This window comes from Salinarimonas ramus, assembly GCF_014645695.1.
Taxonomy (GTDB): domain Bacteria; phylum Pseudomonadota; class Alphaproteobacteria; order Rhizobiales; family Beijerinckiaceae; genus Salinarimonas; species Salinarimonas ramus.
The window spans coordinates 20,591-39,930 of record NZ_BMMF01000004.1 but is presented as its reverse complement, the minus strand read 5'-3'; the positions used below and the strand labels follow the sequence as shown (position 1 = coordinate 39,930).

Annotated in this window: 19 protein-coding genes and 1 tRNA gene; 14 read left to right on the top strand and 6 right to left on the bottom strand. The window is 67.7% G+C overall.

The annotated features are described in order from the left end of the window. Positions 1-268 precede the first annotated feature (268 nt). The 4 genes from ugpB to IEX89_RS06885 all read left to right on the top strand — a co-directional run bounded on the left by ugpB (position 269) and on the right by IEX89_RS06885 (position 4,595). A complete protein-coding gene (gene ugpB, locus IEX89_RS06900) occupies positions 269-1,591 on the top strand; it encodes a sn-glycerol-3-phosphate ABC transporter substrate-binding protein UgpB (RefSeq protein WP_188911088.1) in 1,323 nt (440 codons plus the stop codon). Positions 1,592-1,717: 126 nt separating this feature from the next. Next, the gene (gene ugpA, locus IEX89_RS06895; protein ID WP_188911086.1) at positions 1,718-2,599 is read left to right on the top strand and encodes a sn-glycerol-3-phosphate ABC transporter permease UgpA; all 882 of its coding nucleotides are present in this window, start codon (positions 1,718-1,720) and stop codon (positions 2,597-2,599) included. Between the two features lie 11 nt (positions 2,600-2,610). Further along, positions 2,611-3,459: a sn-glycerol-3-phosphate ABC transporter permease UgpE gene (ugpE, locus tag IEX89_RS06890; RefSeq protein WP_188911084.1), complete on the top strand. Its 849-nt coding sequence runs from the start codon at positions 2,611-2,613 to the stop codon at positions 3,457-3,459. Between the two features lie 14 nt (positions 3,460-3,473). After that, positions 3,474-4,595, top strand: a complete 1,122-nt coding sequence (locus tag IEX89_RS06885; protein WP_188911830.1) for a sn-glycerol-3-phosphate import ATP-binding protein UgpC — start codon at positions 3,474-3,476, stop codon at positions 4,593-4,595. A gap of 35 nt (positions 4,596-4,630) precedes the next feature. Here the strand turns inward: IEX89_RS06885 and IEX89_RS06880 are convergent, their stop codons facing one another. From IEX89_RS06880 to IEX89_RS06870, 3 genes are all read right to left on the bottom strand, one after another. Continuing rightward, the gene (locus tag IEX89_RS06880) at positions 4,631-4,909 is read right to left on the bottom strand and encodes a type II toxin-antitoxin system prevent-host-death family antitoxin (RefSeq protein WP_188911082.1); all 279 of its coding nucleotides are present in this window, start codon (positions 4,907-4,909) and stop codon (positions 4,631-4,633) included. A 74-nt stretch (positions 4,910-4,983) separates the two neighbouring features. Next, on the bottom strand, positions 4,984-5,385 hold the full coding sequence (locus tag IEX89_RS06875) for a thioredoxin family protein (RefSeq protein ID WP_188911080.1): 402 nt from the start codon (positions 5,383-5,385) through the stop codon (positions 4,984-4,986). A 232-nt stretch (positions 5,386-5,617) separates the two neighbouring features. Beyond that, complete coding sequence (locus IEX89_RS06870) at positions 5,618-5,911, bottom strand: hypothetical protein (protein WP_188911078.1); 294 nt, start codon at positions 5,909-5,911, stop codon at positions 5,618-5,620. Positions 5,912-6,141: 230 nt separating this feature from the next. On the opposite strand from IEX89_RS06870, the gene IEX89_RS06865 reads away from it, so the two are divergent. Together IEX89_RS06865 and IEX89_RS06860 are read left to right on the top strand one after the other, a co-directional pair. After that, positions 6,142-6,420, top strand: coding sequence for a type II toxin-antitoxin system RelE/ParE family toxin (locus tag IEX89_RS06865; protein ID WP_188911076.1), 279 nt, complete (start codon positions 6,142-6,144; stop codon positions 6,418-6,420). A gap of 30 nt (positions 6,421-6,450) precedes the next feature. Next, positions 6,451-6,768, top strand: a complete 318-nt coding sequence (locus tag IEX89_RS06860) for a HigA family addiction module antitoxin (RefSeq protein WP_188911074.1) — start codon at positions 6,451-6,453, stop codon at positions 6,766-6,768. A gap of 15 nt (positions 6,769-6,783) precedes the next feature. Here the strand turns inward: IEX89_RS06860 and IEX89_RS06855 are convergent, their stop codons facing one another. Genes IEX89_RS06855 through tsaD form a run of 3 tightly spaced genes read right to left on the bottom strand, consistent with a single transcriptional unit; the run spans position 6,784 to position 9,275 of the window. Further along, the gene (locus IEX89_RS06855) at positions 6,784-7,197 is read right to left on the bottom strand and encodes an EVE domain-containing protein (RefSeq protein ID WP_188911071.1); all 414 of its coding nucleotides are present in this window, start codon (positions 7,195-7,197) and stop codon (positions 6,784-6,786) included. A gap of 36 nt (positions 7,198-7,233) precedes the next feature. After that, positions 7,234-8,217: an NAD(P)H-dependent glycerol-3-phosphate dehydrogenase gene (locus IEX89_RS06850; protein WP_188911069.1), complete on the bottom strand. Its 984-nt coding sequence runs from the start codon at positions 8,215-8,217 to the stop codon at positions 7,234-7,236. Next, positions 8,214-9,275 (bottom strand): tRNA (adenosine(37)-N6)-threonylcarbamoyltransferase complex transferase subunit TsaD, encoded by a 1,062-nt coding sequence (tsaD, locus tag IEX89_RS06845; protein WP_188911067.1) that lies wholly within the window; start codon positions 9,273-9,275, stop codon positions 8,214-8,216. Before tsaD ends, IEX89_RS06850 begins: the two co-directional genes overlap by 4 nt. 142 nt (positions 9,276-9,417) lie before the next feature. Here tsaD and hemC point away from each other — a divergent pair, with 142 nt between their 5' ends. The 8 genes from hemC to IEX89_RS06805 all read left to right on the top strand — a co-directional run bounded on the left by hemC (position 9,418) and on the right by IEX89_RS06805 (position 19,241). After that, a complete protein-coding gene (hemC, locus tag IEX89_RS06840; RefSeq protein ID WP_188911064.1) occupies positions 9,418-10,371 on the top strand; it encodes a hydroxymethylbilane synthase in 954 nt (317 codons plus the stop codon). Beyond that, positions 10,368-11,129, top strand: a complete 762-nt coding sequence (locus tag IEX89_RS06835; RefSeq protein WP_188911062.1) for a uroporphyrinogen-III synthase — start codon at positions 10,368-10,370, stop codon at positions 11,127-11,129. The genes hemC and IEX89_RS06835 overlap by 4 nt, the downstream gene beginning before the upstream one ends. A 320-nt stretch (positions 11,130-11,449) precedes the next feature. Next, complete coding sequence (locus tag IEX89_RS06830; protein ID WP_188911060.1) at positions 11,450-12,865, top strand: COG4223 family protein; 1,416 nt, start codon at positions 11,450-11,452, stop codon at positions 12,863-12,865. Between the two features lie 13 nt (positions 12,866-12,878). Next, on the top strand, positions 12,879-15,122 hold the full coding sequence (locus IEX89_RS24610; protein WP_188911058.1) for a heme biosynthesis protein HemY: 2,244 nt from the start codon (positions 12,879-12,881) through the stop codon (positions 15,120-15,122). 109 nt (positions 15,123-15,231) lie between these two features. Further along, positions 15,232-15,307, top strand: a tRNA-Thr gene (locus IEX89_RS06820). A gap of 382 nt (positions 15,308-15,689) precedes the next feature. Beyond that, positions 15,690-16,754 (top strand): dsDNA nuclease domain-containing protein, encoded by a 1,065-nt coding sequence (locus IEX89_RS06815; protein WP_188911056.1) that lies wholly within the window; start codon positions 15,690-15,692, stop codon positions 16,752-16,754. An 84-nt stretch (positions 16,755-16,838) separates the two neighbouring features. Further along, positions 16,839-18,494 carry a hypothetical protein gene (locus IEX89_RS06810; RefSeq protein ID WP_188911054.1) on the top strand — a complete coding sequence of 552 codons (1,656 nt, stop codon included), beginning with the start codon at positions 16,839-16,841 and terminating at the stop codon, positions 18,492-18,494. A 159-nt stretch (positions 18,495-18,653) separates the two neighbouring features. Further along, positions 18,654-19,241: a recombinase family protein gene (locus tag IEX89_RS06805; RefSeq protein ID WP_188911052.1), complete on the top strand. Its 588-nt coding sequence runs from the start codon at positions 18,654-18,656 to the stop codon at positions 19,239-19,241. Positions 19,242-19,340 lie beyond the last annotated feature (99 nt).

Here is a 19,340-nt window from a genome sequence, read left to right as displayed (position 1 = left end):
CCGTGGAACTTGTCCACACGACTTGCAATCGTGCGGCGTGATGCGGTATCGCTCGCGCATCGTCACTGCGCCCCACGCGGGCCCGCTTTCGCCCGAGGATGCGAGCCTCCGGTTGCTCCCGCAACGGCTTGCCTCGCCGGGCGCCTCCCGCCTATTGTCTAGCCGGCTCACTGTCACAGAGCCGTAACGAAGCGTCACGAAAAGGCGCTCACGTCGCGTCGCCGGCCGGACAGCCGGGGCGACGGGAAATCTTCAACGGGAGACGTCCATGTCCTTCACCCGCACGATCCTGGCCGGCACCTCGGCCATGGCTCTCATGCTCGCGGCCGGCGCCGCCAACGCCCAGACGCAGATCCAGTTCTGGCACGCCATGGGCGGCGAGCTCGGCGAGCGCACCGCCGCCATCGCCGAGGAGTTCAACGCGGCTCAGGACGAGTACGAGGTCGTCCCGACCTATCGCGGCAACTACACCGAGACGATGACGGCGGCGATCGCGGCCTTCCGCGCCGGCGAGCAGCCCCACATCGTGCAGGTCTTCGAGGTCGGCACCGCGACGATGATGGCCGCCCGCGGCGCCATCTACCCCGTCTACGAGCTGATGAACGAGCATGCCGACGGCTTCGACCAGTCGGACTACCTGCCGTCGGTCGTCGGCTACTACGCCGACTCGGACGGCAACATGCTCTCCATGCCGTTCAACTCCTCCACCCCGGTGATGTACTACAACAAGGACGCCTTCGAGGCCGCCGGCCTCGATCCCGAGATGCCGCCCAAGACCTGGGACGAGGTCGTCGAGGCTTCGCGCGCCATCGTCGAGTCCGGCGCGGCCACCTGCGGCTTCACCACCGGCTGGCAGTCCTGGGTGCAGCTCGAGAACTTCTCGGCCTACCACAACGTCCCCTTCGCCACGCTTAACAACGGCTTCGACGGTCTCGAGACCGAGTTCGCCTTCAACAGCGATCTGCACGTCCGTCACGTGTCGAACATGAAGGAGTGGGCCGACGAGGGCCTGTTCGAGTACGGCGGCCGTCGCTCCGATTCCGCTCCGCTCTTCTATTCGGGCGAGTGCGCGATCTACATGAACTCCTCCGCCGCGCAGGCGGGCGTCAACGCCAACACCGACTTCGAGGTCGGCGTGGCGATGCTGCCCTACTACGACGACGTGCCGGGCGCGCCGCAGAACTCCATCATCGGCGGCGCCACCCTGTGGGTGCTGCAGGGCAAGGACGAGGCCGAGTACGCCGGCGTCGCCGCCTTCTTCGAGTTCCTGTCGCGTCCCGAGGTCCAGGCCTCCTGGCACCAGGACACCGGCTACCTGCCGATCACGCAGGCCGCCTTCGAGCTCTCCGAGAGCGAGGGCTTCTACGCCCAGAACCCGGGCACGGACGTCTCCGTGCGCCAGATGACGCTCAACGAGCCGACCGGCAACTCGCGCGGCCTGCGCCTGGGCAACTTCGTCCAGATCCGCGACATCATCAACGAAGAGCTCGAGGCCGTGTGGGCCGGCCAGAAGACCCCGCAGGAGGGCCTGGACACGGCCGTCGAGCGCGGCAACGACATGCTGCGCCAGTTCCAGGCCGACAACAGCTGAGGCCCTGACGGGCTCTTCCCGGACGCCGCCCTCGACGGGCGGCGTCTCTCGTTCGCCGGCTTCGCGTCTCGTGCGCCGCCGGCCCGAGCCGTCGCGCTGTCGGGGCGCTCGCGACCGGATCTCCTGATGCACAAGAAAGTCACCTTCAGAGGCTTCGCGCTGCCGGTCGCGCTGCTGCTGCCGCAGCTCGTGGTCACCGCGATCTTCTTCCTGTGGCCGGCCGGCCAGGCACTCTACCAGTCGGTGCTGCGCCAGGACGCGTTCGGGCTGCGCACGACATACGTGGGGCTGGCGAATTTCGAGCGGCTGTTCTCGGACCCGCTCTACCTCAATTCCTTTCAGGTGACGGTCGTCTTCTCGCTGGCGGTGACCTTCCTGGGGCTCGCCATCGCGCTCCTCCTCGCCACCATGGCGGACCGGGTGATCAAGGGCGCGTCGGGCTACAAGACGCTGCTGATCATGCCCTACGCCGTCGCCCCGGCGGTCGCGGGCGTGCTGTGGTGGTTCCTGTTCAATCCCTCGATCGGGCTCTTCGCGCACACGTTGCGCGCGCTCGGCATCGACTGGAACCACCTGCTCAACGGCGACCAGGCGCTGATCCTCGTCGTCATCGCGGCGGTCTGGAAGCAGATCTCCTACAATTTCCTCTTCTTCCTCGCCGGCCTGCAGGCGATCCCGCGCTCGCTCGTCGAAGCGGCGGCGATCGACGGTGCGGGCCCGATGAAGCGGTTCTGGACGATCGTCTTCCCGCTGCTCTCGCCCACCGCCTTCTTCCTGCTCGTCGTCAACGTGACCTACGCCTTCTTCGACACGTTCCAGATCATCCACGCGACGACGTCGGGCGGGCCCGGCCAATCGACGACGATCCTCGTCTACAAGGTCTATTCCGACGGCTTCGTCGGCCTCGACCTCGGCTCCTCCGCCGCACAATCCGTCGTCCTGATGGCGATCGTGATCGTGCTGACCTTCGTCCAGTTCCGCTATATCGAGCGGCGCGTACAGTATTGAGGAGCGCCGCCATGGTCGAGAACCGCCCCTTCCTCACGGTGCTGCGCCACGTCGTCCTCCTCGCGGGCGTCGCCATCGTGCTCTTCCCGGTCTGGGTCGCCTTCGTGGCCTCGACCCACCCGCAGCCGACGCTGCTCTCGGGCGTCGCCCCGCTCTGGCCCGGCGATCGCCTGGTAGAGAACTACTCGCAGCTCCTCTCGGCCGGCATGGCCCAGGCCGGCGGCACGCCGGTGGGGCTGATGCTGTTCAATTCGTTCGTCATGGCGCTCCTCATCGCCACGGGGAAGATCGCGGTGTCGCTGATCTCGGCTTTCGCGATCGTCTACTTCCGCTTCCCCTTCCGCATGATCGCGTTCTGGATCATCTTCCTCACGCTGATGCTGCCGGTGGAGGTGCGCATCCTGCCGACCTTCGAGGTCGTGGCCGATCTCGGCATGCTCAATTCCTATGCCGGCCTCACCATCCCGCTCATCGCGTCGGCCACCGCGACCTTCCTGTTCCGGCAATTCTACCTGACGGTGCCCGACCAGCTCGCCGAGGCGGCGCGCATGGACGGGGCGGGGCCGATGCGGTTCTTCTTCGACATCCTCGTGCCGCTCTCGCGCACGAACATCGCGGCGATCTTCGTGATCATGTTCCTGTTCGGCTGGAACCAGTACCTCTGGCCGCTCCTCGTCACGACGGACGAGAGCTTCACGACGATCGTCATGGGCATCTACCGCATGGTGAACGTGTCGGACGAGCAGCCGCAATGGCACCTCGTCATGGCCACCGCGACGCTCGCGCTGCTCCCGCCGGTCGCGGTCGTGCTCGTCATGCAGCGGCTCTTCGTCAAGGGCCTCGTCGAAACCGAGAAGTGAGAGAGAACGAGGCCATGGCCGGCATCGGCATCCGCGACGTCGTCAAGCGCTACGGCGACACCAAGGTCATCCACGGCGTCTCGATCGACGTCGCCGACGGCGAGTTCATCGTCATCGTCGGGCCGTCGGGCTGCGGCAAGTCCACGCTCTTGCGCATGGTGGCCGGGCTCGAGGAGATCACCGGCGGCGAGGTCGCCATCGACGGGCGCGTGGTCAACCGGCTCGAGCCGAAGGACCGGAACATCGCCATGGTGTTCCAGAACTACGCGCTCTACCCGCACATGAGCGTCTACGACAACATGGCCTACGGGCTGAAGATCGCCGGCCTCTCCAAGGACGCGATCCGCGAGCGGGTGGACAAGGCCGCGCGCATGCTCCAGCTCGAGCCCTATCTCGACCGCAAGCCGCGACAGCTCTCCGGCGGCCAGCGCCAGCGCGTCGCCATGGGCCGCTGCATCGTGCGCGAGCCCGCGGCCTTCCTCTTCGACGAGCCGCTCTCGAACCTCGACGCGAAGCTGCGCGTGCAGATGCGCCTCGAGATCAAGCAGCTTCAGCGCTCGCTCGGCACCACCGCCCTCTACGTCACCCACGATCAGGTCGAGGCGATGACGCTGGCGGACCGGCTCGTCGTCATGAACGGCGGCGTCGCCGAGCAGATCGACACGCCGATGAACGTCTATCTCCACCCGGCGACGACCTTCGTGGCGGGCTTCATCGGCTCGCCGGCGATGAACTTCATGCCCGGGCGTCTCGGCGGCGACGGGCGGGCGATCACGCTCGACACGGGCGCGCCTCTGCGGGCGCTTCCGGAGCCGATCGTCGGCCATGGCGGCGAGAAGCCCGTCACGATCGGCGTGCGGCCGGAGCATCTCGCCCTCGTCGGGCAGCCCGAGGCCGAGCTGACGCTGCGGGCGCGCGTCGTCGAGACGCTGGGCGCCGACACCCTCGTCCACGGCGTCCTGCTCGACAAGGACGCGGCGATCGTGCCGGTGGCGGGGGAGGGCGGCGAGGTGCTCGCCGCGCGCCTGCCCGGGAACGTCACCGTGCGCGAGGGGGACACGCTGCCGCTTCGCGTCGCGGAGGGTGCGCTCCACGTCTTCGACCGCGAGACCGGTCGACGCCTCGCGGACGTGTGAGGTGGGTCAGGCGCGGGCGGACGAACCGACGACGATCATATCGGGAGGCCGGTCTCTTCGTCGTAGAGGAAGTCCGCGGCGCGTTCGGCGGGCGGCCCTGGAGGGAGCCGCTTGGCGGCGACCCGCGCCTGAATCTCTCTGATGATGCGATCCCGTTCGGCCGGATCCGTCGCCACGCGCGCCGGCTTGCTCCCGTAGAGCGACAATTGCGCCACGCTGCCGTCCCGCGCCTCGATGGCCACGAACTCCCCCGCTGCGGCGCGATCGATCAGTTCCTCCAGACGATCCTTGGCCTCGTTCACGTCGACACGCATGCACACCTCCCGGCGAATTCGGCGAGACTAGCGCGCTTCAGTCGCATACGCAACGCCGATGCACGTGTGGCCGTTCAGTTCGTGCCCGCCGCGGGTGCGGGCGTCGGCGAACCGCCAGCCGCCCGCTCCGCGTCCGCGATCAGCCGCTCGATCAGCCCCCAGAAGAAATCCTGCCCCGGATAGCCCTCGATCCGCCCGATCTCCGTGCCGGCGACGGCGACGACGAAGGTCGGGGTGAAATGCACCGGCAGGTCGAGTGCGAGAGCCGGCCTCTCGTCTTGATCGAGGTCCACCATCCGCACCGGATGACGCGCGCCGACGTCCGATTTCGGCCAGATCGCGCCGATCTCCCGGTCCCAGGCGTGGCACCAGGGGCAGCCCGCCCGGCGGTACATGACGACGACGATCCCGTCGTCTTGCGCCGAGGCGCGCCTCGACGACGTCGCCAGCGCGGCACCAGGTGCGAGCCCGAACATGCCGCGTCTCGTGATAGGCCCCATCGCGTCCCGCTCCCCGTTCACACGGCTGTTGCACATGGCACTTGCGCCATCAGATGGGCGGGGGCGGCCGAATGGCGACCCGCATCACATCGGAGCGGATCATATCACAAAAGCAGAATGTGAAGCGATGGCGATTCGCTGAAGCCAGCTATGGGCTCGGGCGGACGCTGCCGCCCGAGCTTGTCTTCGATGACGCGCCGAGCGCGCCTCAGGACTTGCGCATCTCCTTGTCGAGCTCCTCCTCGGAGGGCGCGACCTTGTCCGAGCGCAGGCCCGTCTTGTGCTTGTCGACGAAATCGTCCGTCTCCGGGCGGTCGGTGCGCGCGCCCGCCTGCGTCTGGCGCTGATTGTGGACGCGGACCTGGTCGTCGCCTTGAAGCTCGTTGTCGCCCATGCGCTTGGAGGCGAGCTCGTCCTCGCGGGTGACGTTCTCCGGCACGTCCTCGACGTGCTCGACGCCGCGCACCGTGTCGTGCCCCATTCCCTTGCCGGCCTTGGCCATGTTCGTCTCCTTCGTCGTCGTGACGTTTCGACGAGGCAACGGGCTCGGTGCGGACGGGGTTTCTTGCGGGATGGCTCCGGCATGTCGATCGGTGGGTTCCGGGTGGCAGCCGCCCAGCCTGTCGAAGTTCGGGATCAAGGCGTAAACTGTCACTTTTCACTTGACAATTCGGCCGCCGATGGTAACCTCACCGATATTGCAGACGGTTGTTTTCAGCGGCGGGAGTATCGATGATCCGCGATTTCAAGCACAAGGGCCTGCGTGAATTGTTAAAGACGGGTAGGAGCGCGAAAATCGACAAGAGGCTACATGATCGTATCTTGCGAAGGTTGGACGTGATCGACAACGCGCGCGAAGTCGGCGAGATCAATGTGCCGGGCTTCGACTTCCATCCGCTGATCGGCTTCGAGCCGACACGCTACTCCGTTCATGTGAACGGACCGTGGTGCATCGTCTTCGAGTTTGCGGACGAGGACGCGTCACACGTCGATCTTGTTCAATACCACTAGCTCGATGAACACGCTGACAAGGCACGGAAAATGGTAGAGATCGCTCAACGCCCCGTACGAGCACCCACGCATCCCGGAGCCGTCCTGCGCGAGGACGTCCTCCCAGCGCTCGGTCTATCGGTCACCGCGATCGCGCGACATCTCGGCGTGACCCGCCAGCAGCTGCACCGCGTTCTCTCGGAGCAATCCGGGATCTCGCCGGAGATGGCCCTGCGCCTCGGCAAGCTGTGCGGGAACGGGGAGATGCTGTGGATGCGCATGCAGGAGGCGCACGACCTGTGGCACGCGCGCCGGAAGCTCGGCGCGGAGCTCGACCGTATCCCGACGCTGCGGGCCGACGCTGCGTGAGCTCCGCGTTCCGCCTCACGCCCCACCCATCTCCAGCACCACGCGCCATTCCTCCTCCGTCACCGGCTGTACGGAGAGGCGGGAATTGTTGACGAGGATCATCTGCGCGAGCCGCGGCTCGGCCTTGATGGCGTCGAGGGTCACGGGGCGGGGAAGGGGGGAGACCGCCTTGACGTCGACCATGCCGAACTTGCCCGAGGCGTCGGTGTGGTCGGGGTAGTATTCGCGGATCACCTCGACGATGCCGACGATCTCCTTGCCCTTGTTGGAATGGTAGAAGAAGCCGCGCTCGCCGATCTTCATCGCCATCAGGTTCTGCTTGGCGACATGGTTGCGCACGCCGTTCCAATGCGTGCCCGCCTCGCCGGCCTCGACCTGCTGCTGCCAGGACCACACGTCCGGCTCGGACTTGTAGAGCCAATACGCCATTCTCTCACCCGCCCCCGTTCTCGTTCGTCGTCGCGCTCAGTCCTCGGCCTTGAGCGGCCGGCTCATGAGCGCTTCCATGGTTTCGTCGAGCCCCGCGCGTCCTGCGACGAGGGCCGCGACGGCGTCGGCGATCGGCATCTCGACGCCGCGCGCCCGCGCGAGCGCCGAGAGCGCGTTCGCCGTGAAGGCCCCCTCCACGAGCTTGCCGCCGGCCGCCTCCGCCACGCTCGCGCCGCGCCCGAGCCGCTCGCCGAAGGCGAAGTTGCGCGAGGCGGCGGAGGCGCAGGTGAGCACGACGTCGCCGAGGCCCGAGAGCCCCATCAGCGTCTCCGCGCGCCCGCCATAGGCGCGCGCGACGCGCATCAGCTCGGAGAAGCCCCGCGCCGTCAGCGCCGCGCGGGCGCTCTCACCGAGCCCGCGGCCGATGGCGGCGCCGCAGGCGATGGCGAGCACGTTCTTGCCAGCACCGCCGATCTCGACGCCGCGCAGGTCGAGGGAATGATAGACCCGCAGCGCCCGTCCCGAGAGGCGCGCCGCCAGCGTCGCGGCGAGGATCGGATCGGGCGCGGCGAGCGTCACCGCCGTCGGCAGGCCGATGGCGACGTCGTGGGCGAAGCTCGGGCCGGAGAGCGCGGCCACCGGCGCGCCCGGGCGCAGATCCGCCACGACGTCGGAGAGGAAGAAGCCGGTGTCGCGCTCGATGCCCTTGGCGCAGATGACGAGGGGCGCGTGCGTCGGCAGGACGAAGGCGAGCGCCGTCGTCACCTCGCGCACCGCCTGCGCCGGCACGACGAGGAGGATCGCGTCGCAGCCGGAGAGCTCGGTCAGCGCGCTCGTCGGGCGCACGGAGGTGGCGAGCGGGACGTCGGGGAGATGGCGGGCGTTGGCGCGCGTCTCGGCCATCTCGCGGGCATGGTCCGGATCGCGCGCCCAGAGCACCACGGGCGCGCCGGCGGCGGCCGCGGCATTGGCGAGCGCCGTGCCCCAGGCGCCGGCGCCGACGATGCCGAGCGGCGTCACGACGCGCCTCCCGCCTCCACCGGCGCGGGCGCCGCGACGAGAGGCCAGCGCGCGCGGGCGGGCGCGTCGAGATCGTCCATGAGGCCGAGCCGGAAGCGCTCGAGCCCGGCCCAGGCGATCATGGCGCCGTTGTCGCCGCACAAATCGAGGGGCGGCGCGACGAGGCGAAGCCCCGATTCGGTCGCGAGCCGCTGCAGCCCACGGCGCACGGCCCCGTTCGCCGCCACGCCGCCGGCGACGACGAGCGCGGAGGGCCGCGGCGCGATCGCCTGGAAGGCGCGCAGAGCCACGCGGGTGCGGTCGACGACGACGTCGACCACCGCCGTCTGGAAGGAGGCGCACAGATCCGCCACGTCTTGCTCGGAGAGCGGCGCGATGCGCTCGGCTTCCAGGCGCACCGCGGTCTTGAGGCCCGAGAGCGAGAAGTCCGGCGTCTGGCGGCCGAGCAGCGGGCGCGGCAGGGCGAATCGCTCCGGATCGCCCGACCGCGCGAGACGCTCCACCTCCGGCCCGCCCGGATAGGCGAGGCCGAGCAGCTTCGCGACCTTGTCGAAGGCCTCGCCGATGGCGTCGTCGATGGTGGCGCCCAGGCGCACGTAATCGCCGACGCCGCGCACGGCGAGGAGCTGCGTGTGCCCGCCTGACACGAGAAGGAGCAGGTAGGGGAAGGCGATCCCGTCCGTCAGCCGTGCGGTGAGCGCGTGCGCCTCCAGATGGTTGACCGCCACGAGCGGCTTGCCCGCGACGAGCGCCAGCGCTTTGGCCGTCGTCAGCCCCACGATGACGCCGCCGATCAGCCCCGGGCCGGCGGCGGCGGCGATGGCGTCGATCCCGTCGAGATCGGTGCCCGCCTTGGCGAGAGCGCGGGCGACGAGGCGGTCGGCGACCTCGACATGGGCGCGCGCCGCGATCTCCGGCACGACGCCGCCATAGGCCGCGTGCTCCGCGATCTGCGAGAGCACCTCGTTGGAGAGGACGAGGCCGCGCCCGTCCTCCGCGAGCCCGACCACGGCCGCCGCCGTCTCGTCGCAGGTCGTCTCGATGCCGAGCACGCGCATGGTGTTCCTCGCCGCCTGTCTTTCCTACGGCGCGGGGCCGCGGGAGGATCGTGCCTTTCCCGAGCTTCCGCACCGCGTCATGCGCACCTATAGTCCCCGCCCGCGCCGAAGGGAATGCGCGTGACAAGGGAGAGGCGAGGACATGGCAAGCGGCGCTGCGCGCGAGAACGGGTCGGCCTTCGTCATCGGCACGCGCGGGAGCCCGCTTGCCCTCGCCCAGGCGCACGAGACGCAGCGGCGCCTCTCCGAGGCGCTCGGCATCGCGCCGGAGCGATTCGCGCTCGACGTGATCAAGACCTCGGGCGACATGATCCAGGACCGCGCCCTCTCGGAGGCCGGCGGCAAGGGGCTGTTCACGAAGGAGATCGACCAGGCCCAGCTCGAGGGCCGCGTCGACATCACCGTCCATTCCGGCAAGGACTTGCCGAACGATCTCCCCGACGGGCTCGTCATCGCCGGCTTCCTGCCGCGCGAGGACGTGCGCGACGCGCTCATCTGCAAGGGCGGGCCGGAGGGGCCGACCTCGTTCGCGGACCTCGCGCCGGGGACGATCGTCGGTACCGCTTCGCTGCGGCGCCAGGCGATGGTGCGGCGGCTGCGGCCGGATCTCGAGGTGGCGCTGCTTCGCGGCAACGTCGGCACGCGGCTGTCGAAGATCGAGGCGGGCGAGTACGGCGCGACACTGCTCGCCATGGCGGGCCTCAACCGCCTCGGGCTCGCCCATCACGCCTCGGCCGCGCTCGACATCGACGACTTCCTCCCCGCCGTCGCCCAGGGGGCCATCGCCATCGTCGTGCGCGAGGCCGACGCCCTCGCCCGCGAGGCCGCCACCGCGATCTGCGACGAGGAGACCGGCATCCGGCTCGCCGCCGAGCGCGCCTTCCTCGCCGTGCTCGACGGCTCGTGCCGCACGCCCATCGCCGGGCATGCGCGGATCGTCGGCGACCGGGTGCATCTCAAGGGGCTCGTCCTGCGCCCCGACGGCTCCGAGGTCGTGGAGGGGGAGGGCGAGGCGCCGCTCGCAGACGCCGCGCGGCTCGGCGCGGAGGTCGGCGCCGACGTCAAGGCGCGCCTGCCGGCGGGCATCTTCGGGTGAGGGCTCACGACGCGCCGGTCCGCGTCCTCGTCACCCGCGCGGCCGAAGACGCCGCGCGCACCGCCGCGAAGCTCGAGGCGATGGGCTTCGACGTCCTCCTCTCGCCCCTCATCGAGACGCGCGCCACCGGCGAGGCCCCGCCGGAGGGGCCGGTCGACGCCCTCCTCGTCACGAGCGCCAAGGCGGCGGCGTTCCTCTCGCGCCTTCCCGTCGACCTCGCCCGGGCCCCGATTCTCGCGGTCGGCGAGCGCACGGCCGAGGCGGTGCGGGACGCCGGCGGCGTCGACGTGCGCGCGGCGGAGGGAGACGCCGTCTCGATGATCGCCCACGTGCGGCGGAACCACGCGCCCGGAACGCGCTTCCTCCACCTCGTGGGGCGCGACAGGAAGGTGGAGCCCGACGCCACGCTGGTCGCGCAGGGCTATCGCGTGACGCCCTGGGTCGTCTACGAGGCCGCGTCCCTCCCGCTCGACGCCGCGGCCCGCGGCGCCCTCGCTACGGGGGAGATCGACGCCGTCCTGCACTATTCGCGGCGCAGCGCCACGCTCTTCCTAGACGCCGTTTCGCGAGCCGCTGCAGGGGATCGCGCCCGCGCGTTCCTGCACGCGGCGATCTCGGCGGATGCCGCCGAACCCCTCCGGGAGGCTGGCGCGACGCGGCTCGTCGTCGCGGCGGAACCGTCGGAAACCGCCCTTCTGCGCGTTTTTGCGGACGCCGCGAGCTTGGCCTTTGGAGCAAGATGTCGCTCAGTGCGTTGAACCAATGCTAAGGTTCGAGATGCCGGCCGGCACACCGGAGGTGCCACTCGGCGCACGAACGGTGTAGACCGACCAAACGAGACGTCGCGCGTCCGCGCGGCGCGATCAGGCGGAAGGACGACGTGACGAAGAGACCCTCTTCCCGAGCGGGCCGCCAGGGGCGGTCCGAGAGCAACGCTCCGCGCAAGCCCGAGACCGAGGCGACGACGCCTCCGGCGACGGCCGCGCCGGCGTCCGAGCCTTCTGTCGGCAAGCCTTCCGCGAGCAGTGCTTCCGCAAGCAATGCTTCCGTGGGCAAGCCCGTCGAGGAAAAGCCTCCCGTGACCGAACCTTCCGCAACCGCGCCCGCTTCGTCGGCGGCTCCGTCCTCCACCACCATCGTCACGGACGAGGCGCGCGTCGCCCCGGCCCCGCCGGCGGCGAAGCCCGCGGGCGAGACTGCCGAGCCCGCCGGCACCACCGTCGCCGCCGCGACGCCGAAGGAGGAGAGCGCGTCGAAGCCGACTTCGTCGTCCTCGGCGACGGGTCCGGCCGTGCGGACTGCGGCATCGCCCGCCGCCGCGTCTCCCGCGCGGTCGTCCTCCGCGTCCGCCGGCTCGTCCGACGAGATCGCCGCGGCCGCCGCCGTCGAGGCGCCGCGGGGGAGCGCGTCCGGCCCGAGCCCTTCGACGACGTCTTCCGAGGACCGCCGCGGCGGATCGGGCGCGCTCGCCGCCGCCGTCGTGGCGGCGCTCGTCGTCGCCGGTGCGCTCGTCGCCTACGACGCCTTCTTCCGCGCCGGCGCCGACACGACGGCGCTCGAGGAGCGCATCGTCGCCGTCGAGGGCCGCGCCACCTCCGCCGAAGAGACGGCGACCGCCGCGCGCGAGCGGGCGGAAGCCGCCCCGGTCGCCGAGGACCTCTCCCAGGAGATCGCCGCCCTCGAGAGCCGCATCGACGAGGTCGCGCAGGCCGCCGACGCCGCGCCCGCGCAGGAGCGCATCGCGACGCTCGAGGAGCGGATCGCCGCCTTCGACGAGCGGATCGCGGCGCTCGCGACCCGCCTCGACGAGGAGATCGCGCCCCGGCTCGACAGCCTCGCCGCCGATATCGGCGGCGTGGACGAGGCGACGCAGGCCGCCGACGAGGCGCGCCAGGCCATCGCACAGGCGCAGGCCGACATGCAGAGCCTGCGCGAGGGCGTCGCCGCCGAGGCGGAGGCGACCCGCCAGGCCTATCTCGGCATCACGGCGGCCAACGCCATCGCCAACGCGCTGCCGACCGGCATGCCCTATCCGAGCGCGTTCGAGACGCTGCAGGCGACGGGGATGGACGAGAGCGTCCTCGCCGATCTCGCGCCGTTCGCCGAGACCGGCGCGCCCACCGCCGAGACGCTGCGCGCGCGCTTCGCCGAGGTCGCGCCCGAGGTGCATCGCTCGCTCACGCCGGAGGACCCGACGCAGGACGGCGTCGGCTCGTTCTTCGAGGGGCTGTTCGCCCGTGCCGTCCGCGTCGAGCCCGTCGACGGGCTGGACGCGCCCGGCGAGCCGGCGATCGACCCCGTCGCCGACGTCGTGCGGGCGCTCGCGCTCGGGGACCTGCCCGCGGCCTACGCCGCCTGGCAGGCGCTGCCCGAGGCCGGCCGCGCCGCCTCACAGGAATTCGCCGAGATACTCGCCGCGCGCATCGCGGCGGGCGAGGCGGCCCGCGCGGCCGTCGATGCGGCACGCGGAGCGCTCGCTCCGCAGGCACAGTAAGGAAGACCCGGACATGTGGCGCGTTCTCCTCTACCTCGCCGTCGTCGCCGCCCTCGCCGCGGGGGCCATCTGGCTCGCGGACCAGCCGGGCCGCGTGGCGTTCGTCTGGCAGGGCGTGAGCTATTCCGTCGGCCTCGCGGTCGCGGCGGTGCTGCTCGTGGCGCTGGTCTTCGTCTTCCTCCTCGTCGAGGCGCTGATCCGCTGGCTGTTCAAGGCGCCGGAGAAGATGGCGGAGGCTTCCGTCAACCGGAAGCGCCGCAAGGGCCTGCTCGCGCTCTCCCGCGGCATGGTCGCGGTGGGCTCGGGCGACGAGGCCGCGGCCAAGCGCTACGCCCGCGAGGCGCAGCGCTACCTGCGCCACGACGAGCCGCTCGTCCTGCTCCTGCGGGCCCAGGCGGCGCAGATGTCCGGGGATCGGCACGAGGCGGAGAGCGCCTTTCGCGCCATGGCCGAGAACGACGAGACGCGCGTGCTTGGCCTGCGCGGCCTGCACGTCGAGGCGCGCCAGCGCGGCGACCGTCCCGCGGCGCTCGCCTACGCGCAGGAAGCCGCGCGCCTCGCTCCGGCGGCGAGCTGGGCCAACGAGGCAGTGCTCGAATCGCACGTCGCCCGCGGCGATTGGGCGGGCGCCCTCGACGTGGTGGAGCGCCGCGCCTCGCTGGGCCTCGTCGACAAGGCGAGCGCCAAGCGCCAGCGCGCGGTCCTGCTGACTGCCGACGCGCTCTCGCGCGGGGAGAAGGACGAGGAACTCGCGCTTCAGAAGGCGAAGGAGGCGCTGCGCCTCGCGCCCGACCTGACGCCGGCGGCCGCTCTCGCCGGGCGCATCCTCGCCAAGCGCCTCGAGCTGCGCAAGGCGGCCAAGATCCTCGAGACCGCCTGGAAGACGACGCCGCATCCGGAGATCGCGGACGCCTACACGCATCTGCGCATCGGCGATTCGACCCACGACCGCCTCCAGCGCGCGGAAAAGCTCGCGACGCTCTCCACCTGGTCCGTCGAAGGCCGGCTGGCGCTCGCCCGCGCCGCGCTCGACGCACGCGATTTCGCCAAGGCGCGCCAGGCGATCGACCCGCTGCTCGGCGAGCGGCCGAGCGTGCGTGCCTGCCTGATGATGGCCGACATCGAGCGCGCCGAGCACGGCCCGACGGTGAAGGTTCGCGAATGGCTCGCCCGCGCGGTCCACGCGCCCCGAGACAAGGCCTGGGTCGCTGACGGCATCGTCTCCGACCGCTGGGCGCCGATGTCGCCCGCCTCCGGGCGGCTCGACGCCTTCGAGTGGAAGCAGCCGCCGGAGGTGCTCGGCGCCGTCGGCACGACGGTGGTCGATTCGGTGGTGGGCGATCTCGACAACCGCCCGGACGACGCGCTCGCCGCGCTCGAGCCGCCGGTCTATCACGGCGCGACCCTCGCGCCCGTTGCGAAGCCCGCGGAGCCCGTGACGGAGGAGGCGCAGATCGTGGCGCCGACGCCGAAGCCGTCCGTCGAGCCGACGCCGCGGGCCCAGGAGCCCGCACCCGCACCCGCACCCGCACCCGCTCCGCGGCCGGCGCCGCAGCCCGCGCCCGTCGTCGCGCCCGCCGCCGTCTCGCGCGGCGCGGAGGAGCCCGTGCGCCAGCCTCCGCCGGCTCCCGCGCCTGCTCCCGCGCCCGCGCCCGCCTCGTCCGGCTACGCGGCACGGTTGACGCCGCAGCCCCCGCCCGAGCCGACGCCGCCGCCCGCGCCGCAGCCGGCGCCGGTCCCCGCCGCGCCGCCGCGCCCGGCCTACGCGCCCGCTGCGGCGATCGCGCCCGAGGAGAAGCCCTTCGACCCGATCCGTCGCGAGACGCCGCCCGCGCCGGCTCCGGCTCCCGCGCCGGTCTCCATGGCCAAGGAGGACGGGTCTGCCGAGCCCGCGCTCCACGCCCAAGCCGCGCCGGAGACGGCACCTGCGCAGGCGCAAGCCGCCCCCGTTCCGGCGCCGACGCAGCCGCAGCGCGGCTCCTGGCTGCGACGCGATCGCGACGAGCTCTCCGCGGCTCTCGCCGCCGGCCGCCGCGTCGAGGCGACGCCGGCGCCCGCGCCGAGCACGCCCGCGCCCGAGAGCGGAACCGCGACCCCGGCGCCGGGTACGGGCAACGGCGCTGCCGTGCCCGCCGGCGACGCATCGTCGCCCGCGCCGGCTTCGGGAGAGTCGGCGCCGCCCTTCGCCAACCGCCCGCCGGACGATCCCGGCGTGGAGGAGGAGCGCAAGCCCAGCCGCTTCCGCCTCTTCGGCTGATGATCATCCCGCGGCGCGAAAAATCCGCCGCGGGACGCTTGCCAACCCGATCGCACCCCTATAAGAGGGGCGCCTCGGAAGTCGCCGGCGCCCCGGCGCCGACTTCTCCGCCGCAATAGCTCAGGTGGTAGAGCACGTCATTCGTAATGATGGGGTCGGGGGTTCGAGTCCCTCTTGCGGCACCACCCTTATTTTTCAAGCACTTAGCTTGAGATTATGGGCAGGTGAGGGCAGCCTTTAAGGGCAAGGGTCTGCTACTCCGCCCGACTGCGGGCATGCCAATTGGATGCTCGTCGTCAACGCCAGAGGCTCTGCCGTCGTTTTTGCAGTTTAAGAGATGTGGCAGCAGCGCCCTCCGATGGTCGCGACGCGCAAACGCTGACGCTGGCTCCGATGCAAGCGGCTTCAGCGATCCTCCAACAGTCTGGTTACGGATTGACCGATGTACCGTCGAGTGACGGGCCACTCTGTGTAGATTTTCTCCAATTTCGCCTTCTAAATTCAAGCGCTAGCTTCGCGGCAATCGAACGTGTACAATTCGATGGCAACTAAGTGCGAAGGCTCGGCGTGGACCTCCTCGAATCATTGACATCCGTTCCGCAGCGCGAGAAGGGCGGGAGTACCGCACTCGAACGCCTCGACTTTCAGACCTGTTGGGGCGTCTCCCACCTGCTGACGCTCCACCAAGCTGGAAAGGGCTATGCGGTAGCTTTTGAGTTCCACGACGACATTCTGGTTTTGGACGATGCTACCTCCCCGACTGAGATCAGGTGCTACCAACTGAAAACGGCCAAGTCGGGTAAATGGACCGTGAAGAAGCTCACAGCGAGAAAGAAAACGGATGGGATAGCAGACCAGTCGATTTCAGGGAAGATGTACGACAGTCGGTTGAAGTTTGGCGACTACGTGGTTGCTCTCGGATTTGTCAGCAATCAAGTCTGTGATTTCATCGCTGAGAGCAAGTATCCGTGTAGCTTTCAAGAGGCAGAAAAAAGCGCTCTCGCGAGTTTCGTAAAGGCTCTAGAATCTGAGGTCTCAGGTTTTACCTCGGACGAGGCGCGACTGTTCGAGTACCACTATACAGACCTGAGCTTGACATCGTTTGAGGAGACTCTTCTTGGGCGCGTCGTAAATTTTGTGATCGATGAATGTGCTCTAACGCACTGCAATCACAAAGGATTCTATTTGGCTCTAGTTGATCAGTGCCGTAGGCGCTCAAAGAATCTTAAGGATTTGGCCTCTTCTGAAGACTTGTTGGCGGGGAAATTTGTTACTCGCCAACATATGTCCCAATGGCTATCCGACCTGCATTTAAAGACATCTGCACGGCCACAGTGGGACGTAATCGTTGGCGAACTCGTAGGTGTTCCGCCAATGGAAAAGCGCGCGCTCAAAGCACAATGGGATTTGTATGCCACTAACAAGTTGGCTCGTCCCGAACTCAGTGCGGTCCAGTTTTCCGAAGCAGTTCGCCGCATCACGGACGAACTTGGCAGGCAGCCGAGTAGTACGCTTCCTCAGCTACTTGGTGCGGCCCTTCCCAAGCTCAAAGCGTACGCTTCACAGGCGGGGCTAAAGTTTGGTGACGATTATCTTCGTGCAGCCTTTCTGTATGAGTTCTACGCACCATGAAGGAAGAAGAATGCTTTCGTCTCTTGGTGAGGAACATTCGCGAGAAGAACGATGAGAAGATTGCGCTTCGAAAGATTACTTCTGATGTCCGAGAAAGAGCGGGCGGCGTTCAAACTCGTGTTCGACCCCCACGTAAACGTGATCCGGGGTGAGAACGACACTGGAAAGTCGTCTCTTCTGAAGTCTCTATACTGGGTCTTCGGTGCTAACCCTGCACAACAACACGTGCGGTGGACTGAGGCGAAAGTAACTGGCGTGCTTCACTTCAGTGTAGATGAGCAGCGCTTCGCAGTTGCACGACGTGCGAATCGTCTTTGTCTGTTCTCAGAAGATGGAGAAAAGATTCTATGTACATCTAGCCTAACTGCGGAGTTTGCTCCGGCGCTTGCAGAGGTATTAGGCACCAAGCTAACGCTTACGTCGCGCAAGGGTACTCCCGAAGTGCCTCCTCCTGCGTACCTGTTTCTACCGTTCTATATAGATCAGGATCATGGCTGGCAAAACCCTTGGCAATCGTTTGCGCAGCTTAGCCAGTACAAGGACTGGAAGAAAGATGTGATTCAGTACCACTCGGGGCTGAAGCCGGACGAATATTTCGAAGTTAAAGCCAATTTGAGCGCTTTGCGCGTTGCATGGTCTGAAATGCTGGCTCACAGAGCGGTTGTTGAGAAAGCTGCTGTTGCTTTGAGGGCAAGTGCTGTTTCGGATGCGCTCACATTGAATCAGGCTGAGTACGAGGAAGCAATTCATCAGCATCTTAACAGTCTTCGGACGCTACGGGCTCAGCGCTTTGCCTACATCGGTGAAATGCAGGACGCAGTTGCGCAGCGAGTTGTACTCAATGAGCAGCTTAAAATTGCTCGTCGCGCGCTTTCTGAGTATGACCGAGACGTAAAGTCGCTGGCCAAGCACGAGGGCGATTTTATTTTATGCCCTACCTGCGGAACAGAGCACAGAAACTCGTTTCGCAATAGGTTTTCGATCATCGATGACCGAGAACAGTGCATAGCGCTTATAAATGATCTGTTTTCTGAAATTTCGAAACTTAGTCAGAAAGTTGAGGTTACAAGGAGCCGCATAGCTCAAGTTGAAGATGTCATCGTTGAGATCGAGGAGACGCTTGCAATAAGGAATGGAGAAATTGAATTCAAGGATGTGCTGGCTGCCGAAGGACGCCGCCAAGCCTTATCCGTATTTGATGAGCAGTCGGCCTTGATAGATGCGTCATTGCGTGAGCGTGAGACGCACATCAAAGCCCTTGAAGTTCGGATTCAGGAATTGGAAGATAAGAAGAGAAAGAAAGCAATCGAGTCGTTTTTCGCGCAAAGGATTTCACGGAATTTGCGGAGCCTTGGAGTGCCTGACCTGAAGCCTGCCCAGTCACAAAAGATGTTCGCTAAAATAAAGCAGACAGGAAGTGATCAACCGCGCGCAGTGCTTGCCTATGTATTTTCCTTTCTTCAGACCTTAGAAGAATACTCAACTGCGCTTGCGGCACCTCTCGTTATTGACAGCCCTATTCAGCAGGAGCAGGATAAAGTCAATACAAAGAAGATGATTAATTTTATTTTTGCTGAGCGTCCGAAGGATATGCAGCTTGTACTAGGCACGGTTTCCTTGCACGGGGAGAACGTGTCAGGCAAATTCCTCACTTTGGAAGAGAAGTACGCTCTGCTCAGCAGAGATAAATTTGCGGAGGTGGCCGATGAACTTCAGTCGATCACGAGCGCTATGTTTTGAGATCAGCCCCGAGGTTACACGACGGCCTCTCGGAAACGCTCGTTTCCGAGGAGCTACATCCTCGTCTCGATAGCTTGGCTGAAAATGGTAGCGGCATTCTCGATTGCCTGTAGCATTAGCTCTGTCTCGAAACTGACGCAGGAGGGTGGGGATCGAGAGATGAAGGTCGGGTACGCACGCTGCTCGGTTGATCGTCAGGAGCACGCGCTCCAAGTCGATGCCCTCAAGAGCGCAGGATGTGAGCGCATCTTCGTGGAGACGGCTTCCGGCACAAAGGCCGACCGGCCCGTGCTGGCCGAGGCGCTCGCCTTCGCCCGCCCCGGCGACGTGATGTGCGTCTACTCGCTCTCGCGGCTCGCGCGCTCGATCCGCCACCTCCTCGACATCGCTGACGATCTCCGTAGCCGGGAGATCGGCCTCATCTCGCTCACCGAGCAGATCGACACGACGACGCCGGGCGGGCGGTTCATCTTCACCACCCTCGCCGCCCTCGGCCAGCTTGAGGTCGAACTTCTCCGCGAGCGAACCATGCACGGGCTGCGCGCCGCTCGTGCTCGCGGGCGTGTCGGCGGGCGTCGTCGTCTCCTCGATGACAAGAAGCTCGGCGTGGCCCGTGTCCTCCTCGCAGACGGTGCCCTCACCGTGGCTGAAGTCGCTCAGCAGGTCGGGTGCTCCCCCGCAACACTTTACCGGTCGATGCCGGGAGGGAGGAGGACGAGCGGAGCGGAGGCGCAGCGTAATGGGTGAGGCCGAGAACGTCACGCTCGACCCGCAGGTGACCGGAAACGTCGGCCTGTACTACTGCTGCTACCCTCCTCGGGTGGAACGTCATGCCCACGGCGCGTA

Bases quoted from the DNA above. Each gene is read 5' to 3' on its own strand.
- ugpB (WP_188911088.1), top strand. From the start codon at position 269: ATGTCCTTCACCCGCACGATCCTGGCCGGCACCTCGGCCATGGCTCTC.
- ugpA (WP_188911086.1), top strand. From the start codon at position 1,718: ATGCACAAGAAAGTCACCTTCAGAGGCTTCGCGCTGCCGGTCGCGCTG.
- ugpE (WP_188911084.1), top strand. From the start codon at position 2,611: ATGGTCGAGAACCGCCCCTTCCTCACGGTGCTGCGCCACGTCGTCCTC.
- IEX89_RS06885 (WP_188911830.1), top strand. From the start codon at position 3,474: ATGGCCGGCATCGGCATCCGCGACGTCGTCAAGCGCTACGGCGACACC.
- IEX89_RS06880 (WP_188911082.1), bottom strand. From the start codon at position 4,909: ATGCGTGTCGACGTGAACGAGGCCAAGGATCGTCTGGAGGAACTGATC.
- IEX89_RS06875 (WP_188911080.1), bottom strand. From the start codon at position 5,385: ATGTTCGGGCTCGCACCTGGTGCCGCGCTGGCGACGTCGTCGAGGCGC.
- IEX89_RS06870 (WP_188911078.1), bottom strand. From the start codon at position 5,911: ATGGCCAAGGCCGGCAAGGGAATGGGGCACGACACGGTGCGCGGCGTC.
- IEX89_RS06865 (WP_188911076.1), top strand. From the start codon at position 6,142: ATGATCCGCGATTTCAAGCACAAGGGCCTGCGTGAATTGTTAAAGACG.
- IEX89_RS06860 (WP_188911074.1), top strand. From the start codon at position 6,451: ATGGTAGAGATCGCTCAACGCCCCGTACGAGCACCCACGCATCCCGGA.
- IEX89_RS06855 (WP_188911071.1), bottom strand. From the start codon at position 7,197: ATGGCGTATTGGCTCTACAAGTCCGAGCCGGACGTGTGGTCCTGGCAG.
- tsaD (WP_188911067.1), bottom strand. From the start codon at position 9,275: ATGCGCGTGCTCGGCATCGAGACGACCTGCGACGAGACGGCGGCGGCC.
- hemC (WP_188911064.1), top strand. From the start codon at position 9,418: ATGGCAAGCGGCGCTGCGCGCGAGAACGGGTCGGCCTTCGTCATCGGC.
- IEX89_RS24610 (WP_188911058.1), top strand. From the start codon at position 12,879: ATGTGGCGCGTTCTCCTCTACCTCGCCGTCGTCGCCGCCCTCGCCGCG.
- IEX89_RS06810 (WP_188911054.1), top strand. From the start codon at position 16,839: ATGTCCGAGAAAGAGCGGGCGGCGTTCAAACTCGTGTTCGACCCCCAC.
- IEX89_RS06805 (WP_188911052.1), top strand. From the start codon at position 18,654: ATGAAGGTCGGGTACGCACGCTGCTCGGTTGATCGTCAGGAGCACGCG.